Genomic DNA, 15,534 nt, shown 5'->3' on the forward strand with positions numbered 1-15,534 from the left:
ACGGGCCGCGTCGCCACATGAGGTCGCCGCTCGAGACCACCGGACGAGTCCTCGTCGCACGAGATCGTCACGCGAGGTCGAGCGGCTGCGCGGGAGAGGTCACATGTCGACGGCGCCTTATCGTCGGGTCATCGTCAAGCTCTCGGGCGAGGCGCTCGCCGGCACCGAGCAGCACGGCATCGATCTCGACACGGTCGATCGCTTCGCCGCCGACCTGATCGCCGCCCAGGCGCTCGGCGTCACGCTCGGCGTCGTCGTCGGCGGCGGCAATCTTCTGCGCGGCGCCACCGCGGCGTCCCACGGTGCCGACCGCACCATCGCCGACGTGATGGGTATGCTGGCGACCGTGATGAACGCGCTGGCGCTCGAGTCGGCGATCGAACGCCTCGGCGGGCGCGCCCGCACCGTCTCGGCGATCGCCATGCCGCAGGTCTGCGAGACTTACGAACGCCGCGCCGCGCGCCGCCATCTCGACGACGGCCGCATCGTGCTGTTCGCCGCCGGCACCGGCAACCCGTTCTTCACGACCGACACTACGGCGGTGCTGCGCGCCGCCGAGATGGGCGCCGAGGCGGTGCTCAAGGCGACCAATGTGGACGGCGTCTACAGCGCCGATCCCAAGCGTGATCCGACCGCGGTGCGCTATGACCGTCTCGGCCTCGACGAGGCGATCGAGAAGCGCCTCGGGGTCATGGATCTGACCGCGTTTTCCCTTGCCCGGGACCATCGCATCCCTATCATCGTGTTCTCGATCCGCGAGCCGGGGGCCGTCGAGTCGGTCTTGCGGGGAGCCGGTCGCGCCACCATCGTCGGCGGCTGACGTGCGGGCGCACGCGACCCCGGCGACGGCGGGGCCACCCGCGAGACCGCGATGCCATCCGCGTTTGCAGCGTCCATAGCGTTCATAGCGAGCGGCGCGCCTGAAGAATCCGAGTCCCGCTCGGGTCCGGCGGCATCGCTTCTGGAGAAGTGTCGATGAGCGAGACCTACGACATCAACGAGCTGAAGCGTCGCATGCAGGGCGCCATCGGGGTGCTCAAGCAGGAGCTCGGCGGCCTGCGCACCGGCCGCGCCTCGACGGCGCTCCTCGACCACGTCCAGGCCGAGGTCTACGGCAGCCACATGCCGCTCAACCAGCTCGCCTCGATCAGCGTGCCGGAGCCGCGGCTGATCAGCGTGCAGGTGTGGGACAAGTCGGCCGTCCACGCGGTCGAGAAGGCGATCGTCGCCGCCAATATCGGTCTGACGCCGAACACCGAGGGGCAGGTGATCCGCCTGCGCGTGCCGGAGCTCAACGAGGAGCGCCGCAAGGAGCTGGTCAAGGTCGCCCACAAGTACGCGGAGACGGCCCGCGTCGCGGTCCGTCACGTCCGGCGCGACGGCATGGAGCTCCTCAAGAAGCTCGACAAGGACGGCAAGATTGGTCGCGACGATCACGAGCGCATGTCGGAGGAGGTCCAGAAGGCCACCGACCAGGCGATCGCCGACATCGATCACACGCTCGCCACCAAGGAAAAAGAGGTCATGACGGTCTAGCCCGGTGCGGGGCGAGGGGTGGATGACGTTGTGATCGGGGCGCCCGGAGCCGAGCCATGTCCACGGCCGTGACGACGTCGGAGGCGGCACTCGGCGGGCCCGGACCGGGCTGCGCCGCGCCGCGCCACGTCGCCGTGATCATGGACGGCAATGGCCGCTGGGCGGCGCAGCGCGGCCTGCCGCGTCGCGAAGGCCATCGCCGCGGCGTCGAGGCGTTGCGGCGCACCGTGCGGGCCGCCGGCGCGCTCGGCATCGGCATCCTCACCATCTTCTCGTTCTCGTCGGAGAACTGGTCGCGACCACCGTCCGAGATCAGCGACCTGATGGGGCTGCTGCGGCGCTTCATCCGCAACGACCTCGTCGATCTGCACAAGAGCAACGTCAAGGTGCGGGTGATCGGCGAGCGCACGACGCTCTCGCCCGACATCGCCGGCCTGCTGCGCGAGGCCGAGGACCTGACCCGCGCCAACACCGGGCTCGTCCTCGTCGTCGCCTTCAACTACGGCTCGCGCCAGGAGATCGCCCGCGCGGCGCAGCGCCTCGCCGCCGAGGTCGCGGCCGGCCGCCTCGCCCCCGAGGCGATCACGGCCGAGCTGATCTCGTCGCGTCTCGACGCCCCCGACATCCCCGATCCCGACCTCATCATCCGCACCAGCGGCGAGCAGCGCCTGTCCAACTTCCTGTTGTGGCAGGCCGCCTACAGCGAGCTGGTGTTCGTGCCCCTCTATTGGCCCGAGTTCGACCAGGCCGCCCTCGAGGGCGCGATCGCCGAGTACCGGCGGCGCGAACGTCGGTTCGGTGGCCTGGCGGCGGCGGGCGCCGGACCTTGACCGTGCCCGATGACGCGACCCCGACGGCCATCCCCGATCCATCCTCGAAGAAACGCAGCGACACGCTGATCCGCGTCGTCTCCGCCGTGGTGCTGGCGCCGCTCGCCATCGGCGCCGTGCTGGTCGGCGGCTGGCCGTTCGTCCTGTTCTGGACCGTGGCGGCGATCGGCGTGCATTGGGAGTGGGCGTCCGAGATCCTCGGCCTGCCGCGGAACCCGCAGGCGGTCGGGGCCGGGACGCTCGCCTTCGCCGGGCTGGTCGCCGGCATGGGGCATCCGGGTCTCGCCGTGCTGGTCCTCGCCGGCGGCCTCGCCGCCATGGCGGCATGGTTCCCCGCCCGCCGCGCCTGGTGCGTCGGCGGGCTCGCCTATGCGGGCCTGGTGCTGGCCGGCCCGGTGGTGCTGCGAGCCGATGCCGTGTGGGGCGTGACGGCGATCTTCTTCCTGTTCGCGGTGGTATGGGCGACCGACGTGCTCGCCTATTTCGGCGGCCGAACCTTCGGCGGGCCGAAGCTCGCCCCGTCGATCAGCCCGGGCAAGACCTGGTCGGGCGGCATCACCGGGGCGGTCGGCGGCGTGGTCGCCGGACTTCTCGTCGCGGCCCTCGCCGAGGTTCCGAATCTCCTCGCCGTGGCGGCCCTCGCCTTGGTACTGTCCGCCGTCTCGCAGGCCGGCGATCTCTTCGAGTCGGCCGTCAAGCGGCGCTTCGGGGTCAAGGATTCCAGCCGGATCATTCCGGGACACGGCGGCCTGATGGACCGGCTCGACGGCTTCCTGGCCGCCGCCGGGGCGGCCGCCCTGCTCGGGGCGATGCGCGGCGGCCTCGACGGCGCGGCGCACGGACTTCTGGTCTGGTGATGGCCGGTCCGGTCACGGCTGGGTCCGGTGACCCCCGGCCTGGTGATTGCTCGTCTGGTGATTGTTCTGGTGTATCGACATGAGCCCCGTTCCCTATGACATGACGCCGGCCGTCGCCCCCGTGGAGCGCAGCGTGACGCTGCTCGGGGCGACCGGCTCGATCGGATCGTCGACCGTCGACCTGATCCGCCGCGCCCGCGACCGCTACCGGGTCGAGGCCGTGACGGCCGCGAAGAACGCCGCGGCGCTCGCCGCGCTCGCCCGCGAGCTCGGGGCGAGGTTCGCCGCCGTCGCCGATCCGGCCCTCTACGACGAGCTGAAGACGGCCCTGTCGGGCTCGGGCATCGAGGCGGGGGCGGGGCCCGAGGCGCTGGTCGAGGCGGCGCGCCGCCCCGCCGACTGGGTGATGGCCGCCATCACGGGCGCCGCCAGCCTGAAGCCGACGCTCGCGGCGGCCGACCGCGGCGCCATCGTGGCGCTCGCCAACAAGGAGTGCCTGGTCTGCGCCGGCACCCTGTTCATGCGGCGCGCCGCGGCGGCGGGCGCCACCGTGCTGCCGGTCGATTCCGAGCACAACGCCGTCTTCCAGTCGCTCGCCTCCGGCCGCCGGGCCGAGGTCGCCCGCATCATCATCACGGCCTCGGGCGGCCCGTTCCGCACCTGGCCGATCGAGCGCATCCGCCAGGCGACCGTCGAGGAGGCCCTCAAGCATCCGAACTGGTCGATGGGGCCGAAGATCACCATCGACTCGGCCTCGATGATGAACAAGGGCCTCGAGATCATCGAGGCGCACCATCTGTTCGCCGCCGGCGCCGACGAGATCGACGTGCTGGTCCACCCGCAGTCGATCGTCCACGGTGGCGTCGAGTTCGTCGACGGCTCGATGGTGGCCCAGATCGGTCCGCCCGACATGCGGGTGCCGATCGCCCACTGCCTCGCCTGGCCGGCCCGGATGGCGGGGGCGACCCGCCTGTCCTTCGACAAGCTCGCCAGCCTGACCTTCGAGGCGCCCGACGAGGTGCGGTTCCCGGCGCTGCGGCTCGCCAAGGCGGCGCTGACGACCGGGCAGGGCGCGCCGACCGTGCTGAACGCCGCCAACGAGATCGCGGTCGCGGCGTTCCTCGATCGCAAGATCGGCTTCCCGCATATCGCCGCCCTGGTCGAGGCGACGCTCGACGCCAGCGCCGCCCGCGGCGTGCTGCGCGAGCCGGCGGATCCCGACGAGGCGGTGGCCGTTGACCATACGGCCAGATCGCTCGCCCGCGACCTCTTGCCGGAAATCGCCGCAAAGGCATTCTAGCAAGATTAACAAATGGTGGACGGTCGTATCCGTCCCGCAACCCTCGACGAGGTCGTGATGGGATCCAATCTGCTCGCGTCGATCAACGATCTCGGCCTCGGCTTCCTGGGCTACCTGATCCCGTTCCTGTTCGTGCTCACCATCGTGGTGTTCTTCCACGAGCTCGGGCACTACCTGATCGCGAAGTGGAACGGCATCAAGGTGCTGACCTTCTCGATCGGGTTCGGTCCCGAGATCGTCGGCTTCGACGACCGTAGCGGCACCCGCTGGAAGCTCTCGGCGATCCCGCTCGGCGGCTACGTCAAGTTCTTCGGTGACGAGAACGCGGCGAGCGTGCCCGACCAGGACGCGCTGTCCGGCCTCTCCGAGGCCGAGAAGCGGCAGACCTTCCCGGGCCAGTCGGTGGGCGCGCGGGCGGCCGTCGTGGTCGCCGGTCCGCTGGCGAATTTCCTTCTCGCCATCGCGATTTTTGCCGGCATCTTCATGTTCTACGGCAGGCAGGTCACGAGCCCGCGCGTGGATACGATCCAGACCGGGAGTGCCGCCGAGGCGGCCGGCTTCGCGGTCGGCGACGTGGTCCGGGCGATCGACGGCCGGCGGATCGAGAGCTTCTCCGACATGCAGCGCATCGTCAGCGGCTCGGCCGGCCAGACGCTGCGCGTCGAGGTCGACCGGGGCGGCGCGCCCGTGACCCTCTCGGTCGTGCCGATGCTGCGGGAAATCAAGGACAATTTCGGCAACACCCATCGCCAGGGCGTGCTCGGAATCACCCGCTCGATGGCCCCCGAGGACGTCAAGCTGGAGACCGCCGGCCCGCTCCGGGCGGCATGGATGGGCGTCGAGGAGACATGGTTCATCGTCGAGCGGACGCTCGGCTACATCGGCGGCATCGTCGTCGGCCGAGAGAGCGCCGACCAGCTCGGCGGCCCGATTCGCATCGCCCAGGTCTCGGGCCAGGTGGCGACGGTCGGCTTCGTCGCCCTGATGCATCTGGCGGCGGTGCTGTCGGTGTCGATCGGTCTCCTGAACCTGTTCCCGGTGCCGCTGCTCGACGGCGGGCACCTCATGTTCTACGCGATCGAGGCGGTGCGCGGCCGGCCCTTGTCGGAGCGTGCCCAGGAGGTCGGCTTCCGCATCGGCTTCGCTCTCGTGATCATGCTCATGATCTTCGCAACCTTTAACGATATCTTGCACTTGGCCTCGTCATAATGTGCGCACAAGTCTGCCATAATGTGTGACGTGACGGCCACTGGGGGCGCCCAAATGGAGGGTCTGGGGGGACTCTCTGTTCCCAGCGGTGGCTAAAGCCGATACAAGCGGAGGCGGAATCGTTCGCGACGGGCGGTGGTGGGGATTCTTTTGGGGGCCCATAGCGTATGGCACTGGGGTTGAAGGCAAATCGGACGTTTTTCGCGATCGCCTTGATGGTCGCTCAGACGTTCACGGCGGGGGTCGTCGCGACCGTGTCGGTCACGCCGGTCCAAGCGCAGTCGGCGTCGCAGATCGTCGTCGAGGGCAATCGGCGCGTCGAGGCCGATACGATCCGGTCCTACTTCAAGACCGGACCGGGCGAGCGTCTCGACGCCGCGAAGATCGACGAGGCCCTCAAGTCGCTCTATGCGACGGGCCTGTTCCAGGATGTGCGGATCACCCCGTCGGGCGGACGCATCGTGGTCACCGTGGTGGAGAACCAGGTTCTCAACCGCGTGGCCTTCGAGGGCAACCGCAAGATCAAGGACGAGCAGCTCTCGACCGAGGTGCAGTCGAAGCCGCGCGGCACCTTCTCGCGCGCCATCGTCCAGGCCGATACCCAGCGTATCGTCGACATCTATCAGCGCGCCGGCCGTTACGACGTCCGGGTCGAGCCGAAGGTCATCGAGCTGCCCAACGGCCGCGTCGACCTGGTCTTCGAGGTCGACGAGGGCGGCAAGACCGGCGTCGCCAAGATCGCCTTCGTCGGCAACAAGTCGTTCTCCGACTGGCGCCTCAAGGACGTCGTCAAGACCGGCGAGACCAACTGGCTGTCGTGGCTGAAGAGCAACGACATCTTCGATCCGGACCGGGTCGAGGTCGACCGTGACCTGATCCGCCGCTTCTACCTGCGCAACGGCTTCGCCGACGTGCGCGTGGTCTCGGCGATCTCCGAGTACGATCCGTCCCGCAAGGGCTTCACCATCACCTTCACGATCGACGAGGGCGACCGCTACAAGTTCGGCTCGGTCGAGATCCAGTCGTCGGTCCGCAACATCAACGTCAATCAGCTCCGCGCACGGCTGCGGACCAAGTCGGGCGGCGTCTACAACGCCGACGCGGTCGAGAAGACCGTCGAGGATCTCACCATCGAGGTCGCCAAGCTCGGCTATCCGTTCGCCAACATCCGGCCGCGCGGCGACCGCGACTTCAACGCCCGCCTCGTCAACGTCGTCTACGTGATGGAAGAGGGGCAGCGGGCCTATATCGAGCGGATCAACGTTCGCGGCAACACCCGCACCCGCGACTACGTGATCCGGCGCGAGTTCGACATCGTCGAGGGCGACGCCTACAACCGCGCGCTCATCGATCGGGCCGAGCGGCGCATCAAGAACCTCAACTACTTCAAGAGCGTCCGCATCACCAACGAGCCGGGCTCGGCGCCCGACCGGGTGATCGTGAACGTCGACGTGGAAGAGCAGGCGACCGGCGAGTTCTCGATCTCCGGCGGCTACTCGACGGCGGACGGCTTCATCGGCGAGGTGAGCGTCGGCGAGCGCAACCTGCTCGGCCGCGGCCACGTGGCCCGCGCCTCGCTCACCTACGGGCAGCGCTCGCGCGGCTTCGAGCTGTCCTTCGTCGAGCCCTATCTGATGGGGCAGCGGCTGGCCTTCGGTGTCGACGTGTTCGGCAAGGAGACCACTTCGACGAGCTACTACTCGTACACGTCGAGCACGATCGGCGGTAACCTGAAGCTCGGCATTCCGATCACCGACAACCTGTCGATCCAGCCGCGCTACACCGGCTACCGCCAGGAGATCGAGCTGTCGCAGGCCTACAACAACTGCTGGAACCCCTACGTCACGCCGGGGCTCCCGAGCAGCGCGCTGGGCTACTATCCGACGCCGCAGTACCAGTCGGCCATCGATCCCTCGACCGGCCAGGCGTTCACGTTCAACTGCTACGCCGACGGCGAGGCTTCGCTGGCGGTGCGGCGCGAGCTCGCCAACGGCCCGGTCTTCGTCTCGGCCCTGGGCGCGACCCTGAGCTACAACACGCTCGACAACAACAAGAACCCGGCCAACGGCCTGCTCGTCACCGTGTCCGAGGACTTCGCCGGCGTCGGCGGCGACGTGAACTACTCCAAGACCACCATCGACACCCGCCTCTACAACGAGATCCTGCCCGACGTCGTCGGCTCGATCCGGCTGCAGGGCGGCCTCGCGACCGGCTGGGGCGGCGAGAGCCTGCGCATGCTCGACCACTTCCAGGGCGGCCCGAACCTGGTGCGTGGCTTCCAGACGGCCGGCTGGGGTCCGCGCGACATCACGCCCGGCACCAACCAGGACGCGCTGGGCGGCTCGATGTACTGGGCCGTCAACCTCGAGGTCCAGACGCCCCTGTTCTTCGCGCCGAAGGACTTCGGCATGAAGCTCGCGGTGTTCGCCGATGCCGGTCAGCTCGTCGACTACAAGGGGCCGACCACCTGGGCGGAGCGCGGCCTCGTGATGCTGTGCCCGGGCTCGACCGTCAATCCGACGAACCCGAACGCCAACGTGCCCTGCTACGGCGACGACAACATGATCCGCTCGTCGGTCGGTGTCGGCCTGATCTGGGCGTCGCCGTTCGGTCCGCTGCGCTTCGACCTCGCCTATCCGATCTCCTACGCGGATTACGACAAGAAGCAGATCTTCCGGTTCGGCGGCGGCACCAAGTTCTGACGCCGCGCCCGACCGAACGCCGACCGGGCCGACCTCGGTCGGCCGGAGCAGACCCGCCCGGGGCCTCGTGCCCCGGGCGTCGCATTTCGGCCTCCCGCAAAAACCGGGGTGCGACGGCCATCGGGGCGTTGTCAGCCCCTGCCGAAACTGGCAACCCTCTCGCCATGTTTCATCCGGCCGATCGCCACGTCCATCCCATCGCGCCCCGTCGCCGGCGTCGTCACCCCGGGGCAGTGTCGCCGCCATGAGCGAACCGTTCTTCTTCACGCCTGCGACCACCTTGACGCTCGCCGAGATCGTCCGCCTGACCGGCGCCGAGCCGGTGGCCGGGGCGCCGCTCGACCGCGTCATCCGTGACGTCGCGACCCTCGACCAGGCCGGCCCGTCCGATCTCGCCTTCCTGGAGAACCCACGCTATCTCGACGAGCTTTCGCGCAGCCGCGCCGGCGCCTGCCTGATCGCGCCGCGGCTCGCCGCCGCCGCGCCCGAGCACCTGCCGGCCCTGGTCGTGAAGGACCCGCACCGGGCCTTCGTCGCGGTTGCCCGCGCCCTCTATCCGGCCGCCCTGAAGCCCGCGTCGCTGTTCGGCGGCCAGGGCGTCGCGCCCGGCGCCTCGGTGCACCCGGCGGCGCGGCTGGAGAGCGGCGTCACGGTCGATCCTGGCGCCGTCGTCGGGCCGGGCGCCGAGATCGGCTCCGGCACCGTGATCGGGCCGACCGCCGTGATCGGGCCGGGCGTCCGCATCGGCCGCGACTGTGCCATCGGGGCCGGCGTGACGCTCACCCATTCGTTGGTCGGCGACCGTGTCATCATCCATCCGGGCTGCCGCATCGGCCAGGACGGCTTCGGCTTCGTCATGGGGCCGGGCGGCCACCAGAAGGTGCCGCAGCTGCGCCGGGTGATCATCCAGAACGACGTCGAGATCGGTGCCGGCACCACGATCGACCGCGGCGGCACCCGCGACACCGTGATCGGCGAGGGCACCAAGATCGACAACCTCGTGCAGATCGGCCACAACGTGCTGATCGGCCGCCACTGCGTGATCGTCGCCCAGGTCGGCATCTCGGGCAGCACGGTGCTCGAGGACTACGTCGTCCTCGGCGCCCGCTCCGGCACCAACAATCACGTGGTGATCGGACAGGGCGCCCAGGTCGCGGCGCTCAGCGGGGTCAATTCCGACATTCCGCCGGGCCAGCGCTGGGGCGGCTTCCCGGCCAAGCCGGCCAAGGCCTGGATGCGCGAGTTGCGCGCCATCAATCGCCTCGCCCAGGGCAAGGGCGGCGGCGACAAACCCGAACGATCAGATGACGAAAAGCATTGAGGACGCCGCGATGACGGAGGCTGTCACGAAGCTGGAGGCGGCCGACATCTCGGCCATCATGAAGTCCCTGCCGCACCGCTACCCGTTCCTGCTGGTAGACCGGGTGATCAACATCCGCGGCGCCGAGTTCGGCATCGGCATCAAGAACGTCACCTTCAACGAGCCGCAGTTCATGGGGCATTTCCCGGAGATGCCGGTGTTCCCAGGCGTGCTGATGATCGAAGGAATGGCGCAGACCGCCGGCGTCCTCTGCGTGCTGTCCGGCGAGATCGGCCGCCCGCCCTACACGGTGTTCTTCACCACCATCGACAAGGTGAAGTTCCGCAAGCCGGTGACGCCCGGCGACACCATCGAGTACCACATGACCAAGATGTCGCGGCGGCGCAACATGTGGTGGTTCCGCGGCGAGGCGAAGGTCGCCGGCCAGCTGGTCGCGGAAGCCGAAGTCAGCGCCGTGCTGTCGGGAGTGTGAGACGCATGCCCATCATCGATCCGAGCGCCCGCGTCGCGGACGGAGCCCGTCTCGCCGACGACGTCGAGGTCGGCCCGTTCTGCACGGTCGGGCCGCACGTCGAGATCGGCGCCGGAACGAAGCTGATCTCGCACGTCGCGATCACCGGCCACACCGTGATCGGCGAACGCAACACCATCCGTCCGTTCGCGTCGCTCGGCACGCCGCCGCAGTCGACGCATTATCGCGGCGGGCCGACCCGGCTCGTGGTCGGCTCCGACAACGACATCCGCGAAGGCGTCACCATGAACACCGGGACCGAGGACGACCACGGCCTCACCCGGGTGGGCAGCCACTGCTTCTTCATGGTCGGCTCGCATGTCGGCCACGACTGCGTGGTCGGCGATCACGTCACCTTCGCCAACAACGCCGTGCTGGGCGGCCACGTCCAGGTCGGCAGCTACGTGGTGTTCGGCGGCCAGGCGGCGGTGCGCCAGTTCGTGCGCATCGGCGACTTCGCCATGATCGTCGGCCTGTCCGGCGTGCGGGCCGACGTGATTCCGTTCGGCCTCGTGCACGGCCAGTCGGCCGAGCTGATCGGCCTCAACGTCGTCGGCATGAAGCGGCGCGGCCTCTCCAAGGCCGACATCCACAAGGTGCATCGCGGCTTCGAGGCGCTGTTCTTCGGCGAGGGCACGTTCCGCGAGCGTCTCGACCTCGTCGCCGCCGACCTCGGCGACGACCCGCTGATCGGCCAGATCGTCGCCTTCATCCGCGCCGGCACGCGGCCCCTCACCATGGGCGTGAAGCGCGCCGCGTTGCGCGCCGCGACGTGACGGCGGGGCGATGACGGCCGCGGCCGCAGCACGCGCAAGCGAGCCGCTTGCCCTGGTGTGCGGCGGCGGCCGGTTGCCCGGCGACATCGCCGCCAAGGTCGCCGCGACGGGCCGGCCCGTCGTGCTGTTCGCCCTGACCGGCTGGGCCGATCCGGCCGTTGTGGAAAGATTCCGCCATCACTGGGTGCCGCTCGCCCGCTACGGCGCGTTCCGCCGCCTGATGCGCCAGGAGGGCTGCCGCGACGTCGTCGTGATCGGCGGCCTGACGCGGCCGTCGCCGTTCGGGCTGCGGCTCGACTGGGGCACCGTGCAGGTGCTGCCCAAGGTTCTTCGCGCGTTTCGGGGCGGCGACGATCATCTGTTGTCCAGTGTCGGCAAGATCCTGGAGGCGGACGGCTTTCGCCTCCTCGGCGCGCACGAGGTGGCGCCCGACATCCTGGCGCCGGCGGGCCTGTTCGGCACCCGGGCGCCGACCGCCCGCGACGACGCCGACATCGCGCTCGGCCTTCGACTGCTGGCGGCGACGAGCCCGTTCGACGTCGGCCAGGCCGTCGTGGTGGGGGACCGCTACGTGTTCGCCGTCGAGGCGGCCGAGGGCACCGACCGCATGCTGGCCCGTGTCGCCGAGCTGCGCGAGGCCGGGCGGCTGAAGATGCCGCGCGGCGTCGGCGTGCTGGTGAAGGCGCCGAAAATCGGCCAGGACCGCCGCTTCGACCTGCCGACCATCGGGCCGCAGACTGTCGACTGCGTCGCCCGCGCCGGGCTCGCCGGCCTCGCGGTCGCGGCCGGCGGCGTCATCCTGGCGGAGCCGCAGGAGATCGCGCGGCGCGCCGAGGCGGCCGGCGTTTTCGCGATGGGTGTCTCGGCCCCGGAGGCGTCGCCATGACGGCGGCGCGGTGTCCGACCATCGCCGTGGTGGCGACCGAGGCGTCGGGCGACCGGCTCGGCGCCGGCCTTCTGCAGGCGCTGCGCGCCCGCGTGCCGGGGGCGCGTTTCGTCGGCCTCGGCGGTCCCGAGATGGCCGGGCAGGGGCTGAAGAGCCTGTTTCCGATCGACGAGCTCGCCATCATCGGCATCACGGCGATCGTCTCTCGCCTTCCGGAGCTGCTGGGAAAGATCAAGGCGGCGGCCGACGCCATCGTGGCCGAGACGCCGGACGTGCTGGTGATCATCGACAGCCCGGAGTTCACCCACCGGGTCGCCAAGCGGGTGCGGAAGGCGATGCCGGGGCTGCCGGTCGTCGACTACGTGTCGCCGTCGGTGTGGGCGTGGCGGCCGGGCCGGGCGCGCGCCATGACGGCCTATGTCGACCACGTGCTGGCGCTGCTGCCGTTCGAGCCGGCGGCGCACCAAAGGCTCGGCGGGCCGGCCTGCACCTATGTGGGGCATCCGCTCGCGGCGGAGACGGCGCTGCTGCGTCCCGGTTCCGAGGAGGCGGCGCGACGCGTGGAAAAGCCGCCCGTCGTGCTGGTGCTGCCGGGGAGCCGCCGCGGCGAAATCGCGCGTCACACCGGGCTGTTCGGGGAAGCGCTGGAGAAACTGGTCGAACGTGCCGGGCCGGTCGAGGCCGTGCTGCCCACCCCGGCGCATCATCTGTCCCGGGTGCGCGAAGCCACGGCCGACTGGCCGGTCCGGCCCCGGATCGTCGCGACGCCCGAGGAGAAATGGGCGGCGTTCCGGCAGGCCCGTGCGGCGCTCGCCGCGTCCGGCACGGTGACGCTGGAACTCGCCGTCGCCGGCGTGCCGACCGTCGTCGCCTACAAGCTCTCGGTGATCGAGGAGATGATCGGCCGGCTGTTGATCAAGGTGCCGTCGATCGTGCTGGCGAACCTGGTGCTCGGCGACAACGTGATGCCCGAGCTGATCCAGCGCGCCGCGACCCCCGTCACGCTCGCCGCGGCGCTCGCACCGCTCCTCGGCGACACGCCGGAACGCCGCCGCCAGACCGAGGCCTTCGCCCGCCTCGACGCCATCATGGAGATCGGCACCGCCCAGCCGAGCGAGCGCGCCGCCGACGTGGTGCTCGCGGCGATGGGGCGGTGATCGCCGAGCCGGCCCCGAAGGTCCTCAGGCGCTCGGCTCGGCGGGCCGCGGGCTCGCGTCGAGCCGCTTCATGCTGCTCTGATAGCTGTACCGACCGGCGGGATGGATGCTCAGCGACACCTCGGCCAGCATGCCGGGGCTAAGGATGTACTGCCGGCGGATCGAGAGGGCGTGGCTCTGCGGCGCCGCGCGCAGCACCGTCGCGAGGTCGTCCGGGACGCCCACCGCCGTGATGGTCTGACGGATCTCGCTGATCGAGCGGCCCGAGATCGACTCGAGCAGCGTCCCGAAGATGGCGACGTGGTCCTCCATCCGGGCCTGTACGGCGGCGCTGAAGCTGGCGTGGATATAGACGTCGGTCCAACAGATCGGCGTCTGCGTGGCGTCGTCGGGGATCAGCCGCACGAAGGAGATCCGGAGCCAGCGCTGCCCGGGCCGGCAGCCGAGGCGCGCCGCGAGGTCGTCGTCGGCCACGACCTCGCCGACGGCCTGGATGCGGCGCACGGTCTCGACGCCGAACTGCTGGACGGCCTCGATCGAGCCCAGCGTGTGCGAGAAGGTGCCGGTCCGGTCCGCCGCCGGCAGCGCCTCGACCCGGGTTCCCGCGCTCTTTCGCCGGCTGACCAGTCCCGAGTTCTGGAGCTCCTGCATGGCGGCGCGGACCGTCGCGCGGCTGACCGCGAACTGCTTCGCGAGATCGTTCTCGTTGGGAAGGAACGAGCCGACGGGGTGGCGCCCGTCGGCGATCGCCGCCGTGATCGCCCGCGCCACAAAGGCGTAACGCGTTTCCAAGAACGTTCTCCTTCGGCGCAGTCACGCGCGGTCAGCTCAAGACACCCGACGCGGGCGGAACGTCAAGACAGGGCTTGACGGTCGGGCTATGTCCGTACATAGTTATGTACGGACATAAAAAGAAGTACGGACCATCTCCCGATCGACCGTCCCGCGACCGCGCCTCCGCGGCCCGTCGGTGCCGATCGAGACCAGCTCTCCCCTCGACCCTCCGACCGACCCGGTGCCCAGCCGTGTCGGCCCCGACCCGTGCGAGCCCGACCATGCAGGTGCGCCCCACCGCGACCACCGTCCTCGATTCGATCCTGTATCGCGACGCGTTCGGCACCCCCGCGATGCGGGGCGTCTTCTCCGATCTCGCCCGCGTGTCCCGCTATGTCGAGGTCGAGGTCGCCTTGGCCCAGGCGGAGGCGCGGTGCGGCCTGATCCCGCCGGAGGCGGCGGCCGAGATCGCGCGGCTCGCCAAGGCCGAGGCTCTCGATTTCGATCTCCTGGGGAAGGAGACGGATCTGGTCGGCTACCCGATCCTGCCGCTCGTCCATCAGCTCGCGACCCAGTGCGGAGAGGCCGGCCGGTATCTCCATTGGGGCGCCACGACCCAGGACATCATGGACACGGCCGTGGTCCTGCAGGTGCGCGATGCGCTGGCGCTGGTCGCGTCGGACGTCGACTCGCTGCGCGAGATCCTCGCCGGTCTGGCGCGGCGCCATCGCGGAACGCCGATGGCGGGGCGCACCCATCTGCAGCACGCGCTGCCGATCACGTTCGGATACAAGGCCGCCATCTGGCTGGCGATGTTCGACCGGCACGCCGAGCGGCTCGCCCAGCTCCCCCCCCGGGTTCTGGTCGGATCCTTCGGCGGCGCCGCCGGCACGCTGGCGTCGCTCGGCGGCGACGGGCTCGAGGTGCAGAAGGCGCTCTGCGAAGAGCTCGGCCTCGGCGTGCCCGTCTCGACCTGGCATGTCGCGCGCGACGGCTTCGCCGAAACCGTGAACCTGCTGGCGTTGATCACCGCCTCGCTCGGCAAGATCGCGCTCGATGTCATGATCATGGCGTCGACCGAGTTCGGCGAGCTCTACGAGCCCTTCACGCAGGGGCGCGGCGCGTCGTCGACGATGCCGCAGAAGCGCAACCCGATCTCCTCCGAGCTGATGCTCGCCGCCGCCAAGAGCGTGCGCCAGCACGCCGGGCTGATGCTCGACGCGATGATCCAGGATTTCGAGCGCGCCACCGGCCCGTGGCACGCGGAATGGATCGCCATTCCCGAGGCGTTCCTGCTGACGGCGGGCGCGCTCCACCAGGCGAAGTTCGCGCTGGGCGGTCTCGTCGTCGACGAGGCCAGGATGGCCCGCAATCTCGGCCTCACCGACGGGCTGATCGTCGCCGAGGCCGTGATGATGCGGCTCGCCCCCGCGCTCGGACGGCAGACGGCGCACGATGTCGTCTATGCGGCCTGCCGGGCCGCCGCCGAAGGGCAGGGCACGCTGTCCGACGTGCTCGCCCGTGATCCCGCCGTCGCCCGCCATCTCGACCGAGCCGCGCTCGACCGGCTCACGGATCCGGCGAACTACCTCGGTCTCGCGGATGAGATGGTCGATCGGGTTCTCGCGAGCCGACCTCGGGATTCGGACAACCAGAACACGTCCCGCTGACGCCA

14 protein-coding genes are annotated in these 15,534 nt (G+C 70.1%); 13 read left to right on the forward strand and 1 reads right to left on the reverse strand.

Going from position 1 to position 15,534, the window contains the following annotated elements:
- The first annotated feature begins 103 nt into the window (after positions 1-103).
- The 12 genes from pyrH (at position 104) to lpxB (ending at position 13,085) form a co-directional block, all read left to right on the forward strand.
- Entirely contained in the window at positions 104-820 is a 717-nt protein-coding gene (pyrH, locus tag CCR97_RS20555; protein ID WP_111355706.1) for a UMP kinase, read from the forward strand.
- Positions 821-975: 155 nt separating this feature from the next.
- Positions 976-1,536, forward strand: a complete 561-nt coding sequence (frr, locus tag CCR97_RS20560; protein ID WP_111355705.1) for a ribosome recycling factor — start codon at positions 976-978, stop codon at positions 1,534-1,536.
- A 56-nt stretch (positions 1,537-1,592) separates the two neighbouring features.
- The gene (locus CCR97_RS20565) at positions 1,593-2,366 is read left to right on the forward strand and encodes an isoprenyl transferase (protein WP_111355704.1); all 774 of its coding nucleotides are present in this window, start codon (positions 1,593-1,595) and stop codon (positions 2,364-2,366) included.
- A 2-nt stretch (positions 2,367-2,368) separates the two neighbouring features.
- Complete coding sequence (locus CCR97_RS20570; protein ID WP_245428725.1) at positions 2,369-3,223, forward strand: phosphatidate cytidylyltransferase; 855 nt, start codon at positions 2,369-2,371, stop codon at positions 3,221-3,223.
- Between the two features lie 79 nt (positions 3,224-3,302).
- On the forward strand, positions 3,303-4,523 hold the full coding sequence (gene dxr, locus CCR97_RS20575) for a 1-deoxy-D-xylulose-5-phosphate reductoisomerase (RefSeq protein ID WP_111355703.1): 1,221 nt from the start codon (positions 3,303-3,305) through the stop codon (positions 4,521-4,523).
- A gap of 57 nt (positions 4,524-4,580) precedes the next feature.
- A complete protein-coding gene (gene rseP / locus CCR97_RS20580) occupies positions 4,581-5,732 on the forward strand; it encodes an RIP metalloprotease RseP (RefSeq protein WP_111355702.1) in 1,152 nt (383 codons plus the stop codon).
- Positions 5,733-5,899: 167 nt separating this feature from the next.
- Complete coding sequence (gene bamA / locus CCR97_RS20585) at positions 5,900-8,434, forward strand: outer membrane protein assembly factor BamA (RefSeq protein WP_201159795.1); 2,535 nt, start codon at positions 5,900-5,902, stop codon at positions 8,432-8,434.
- Between the two features lie 244 nt (positions 8,435-8,678).
- Positions 8,679-9,755 carry a UDP-3-O-(3-hydroxymyristoyl)glucosamine N-acyltransferase gene (lpxD, locus tag CCR97_RS20590; protein WP_111355700.1) on the forward strand — a complete coding sequence of 359 codons (1,077 nt, stop codon included), beginning with the start codon at positions 8,679-8,681 and terminating at the stop codon, positions 9,753-9,755.
- Between the two features lie 10 nt (positions 9,756-9,765).
- Positions 9,766-10,227 (forward strand): 3-hydroxyacyl-ACP dehydratase FabZ, encoded by a 462-nt coding sequence (gene fabZ, locus CCR97_RS20595; protein WP_111355699.1) that lies wholly within the window; start codon positions 9,766-9,768, stop codon positions 10,225-10,227.
- 5 nt (positions 10,228-10,232) lie between these two features.
- The gene (gene lpxA, locus CCR97_RS20600) at positions 10,233-11,042 is read left to right on the forward strand and encodes an acyl-ACP--UDP-N-acetylglucosamine O-acyltransferase (protein ID WP_111355698.1); all 810 of its coding nucleotides are present in this window, start codon (positions 10,233-10,235) and stop codon (positions 11,040-11,042) included.
- Positions 11,043-11,052: 10 nt separating this feature from the next.
- Positions 11,053-11,928 carry an LpxI family protein gene (locus CCR97_RS20605; RefSeq protein WP_201159796.1) on the forward strand — a complete coding sequence of 292 codons (876 nt, stop codon included), beginning with the start codon at positions 11,053-11,055 and terminating at the stop codon, positions 11,926-11,928.
- On the forward strand, positions 11,925-13,085 hold the full coding sequence (gene lpxB, locus CCR97_RS20610; protein ID WP_111355696.1) for a lipid-A-disaccharide synthase: 1,161 nt from the start codon (positions 11,925-11,927) through the stop codon (positions 13,083-13,085). The genes CCR97_RS20605 and lpxB overlap by 4 nt, the downstream gene beginning before the upstream one ends.
- A 24-nt stretch (positions 13,086-13,109) precedes the next feature.
- On the opposite strand, the gene CCR97_RS20615 is transcribed toward lpxB, so the two are convergent.
- On the reverse strand, positions 13,110-13,877 hold the full coding sequence (locus CCR97_RS20615; protein WP_111355695.1) for a GntR family transcriptional regulator: 768 nt from the start codon (positions 13,875-13,877) through the stop codon (positions 13,110-13,112).
- A 263-nt stretch (positions 13,878-14,140) separates the two neighbouring features.
- On the opposite strand from CCR97_RS20615, the gene CCR97_RS20620 reads away from it, so the two are divergent.
- Entirely contained in the window at positions 14,141-15,529 is a 1,389-nt protein-coding gene (locus CCR97_RS20620) for a class-II fumarase/aspartase family protein (protein ID WP_111355694.1), read from the forward strand.
- Positions 15,530-15,534: the final 5 nt, after the last annotated feature.

Origin of the sequence: Rhodoplanes elegans, from assembly GCF_016653355.1 — a bacterium.
GTDB classification, from domain to species: Bacteria; Pseudomonadota; Alphaproteobacteria; order Rhizobiales; family Xanthobacteraceae; genus Rhodoplanes; species Rhodoplanes elegans.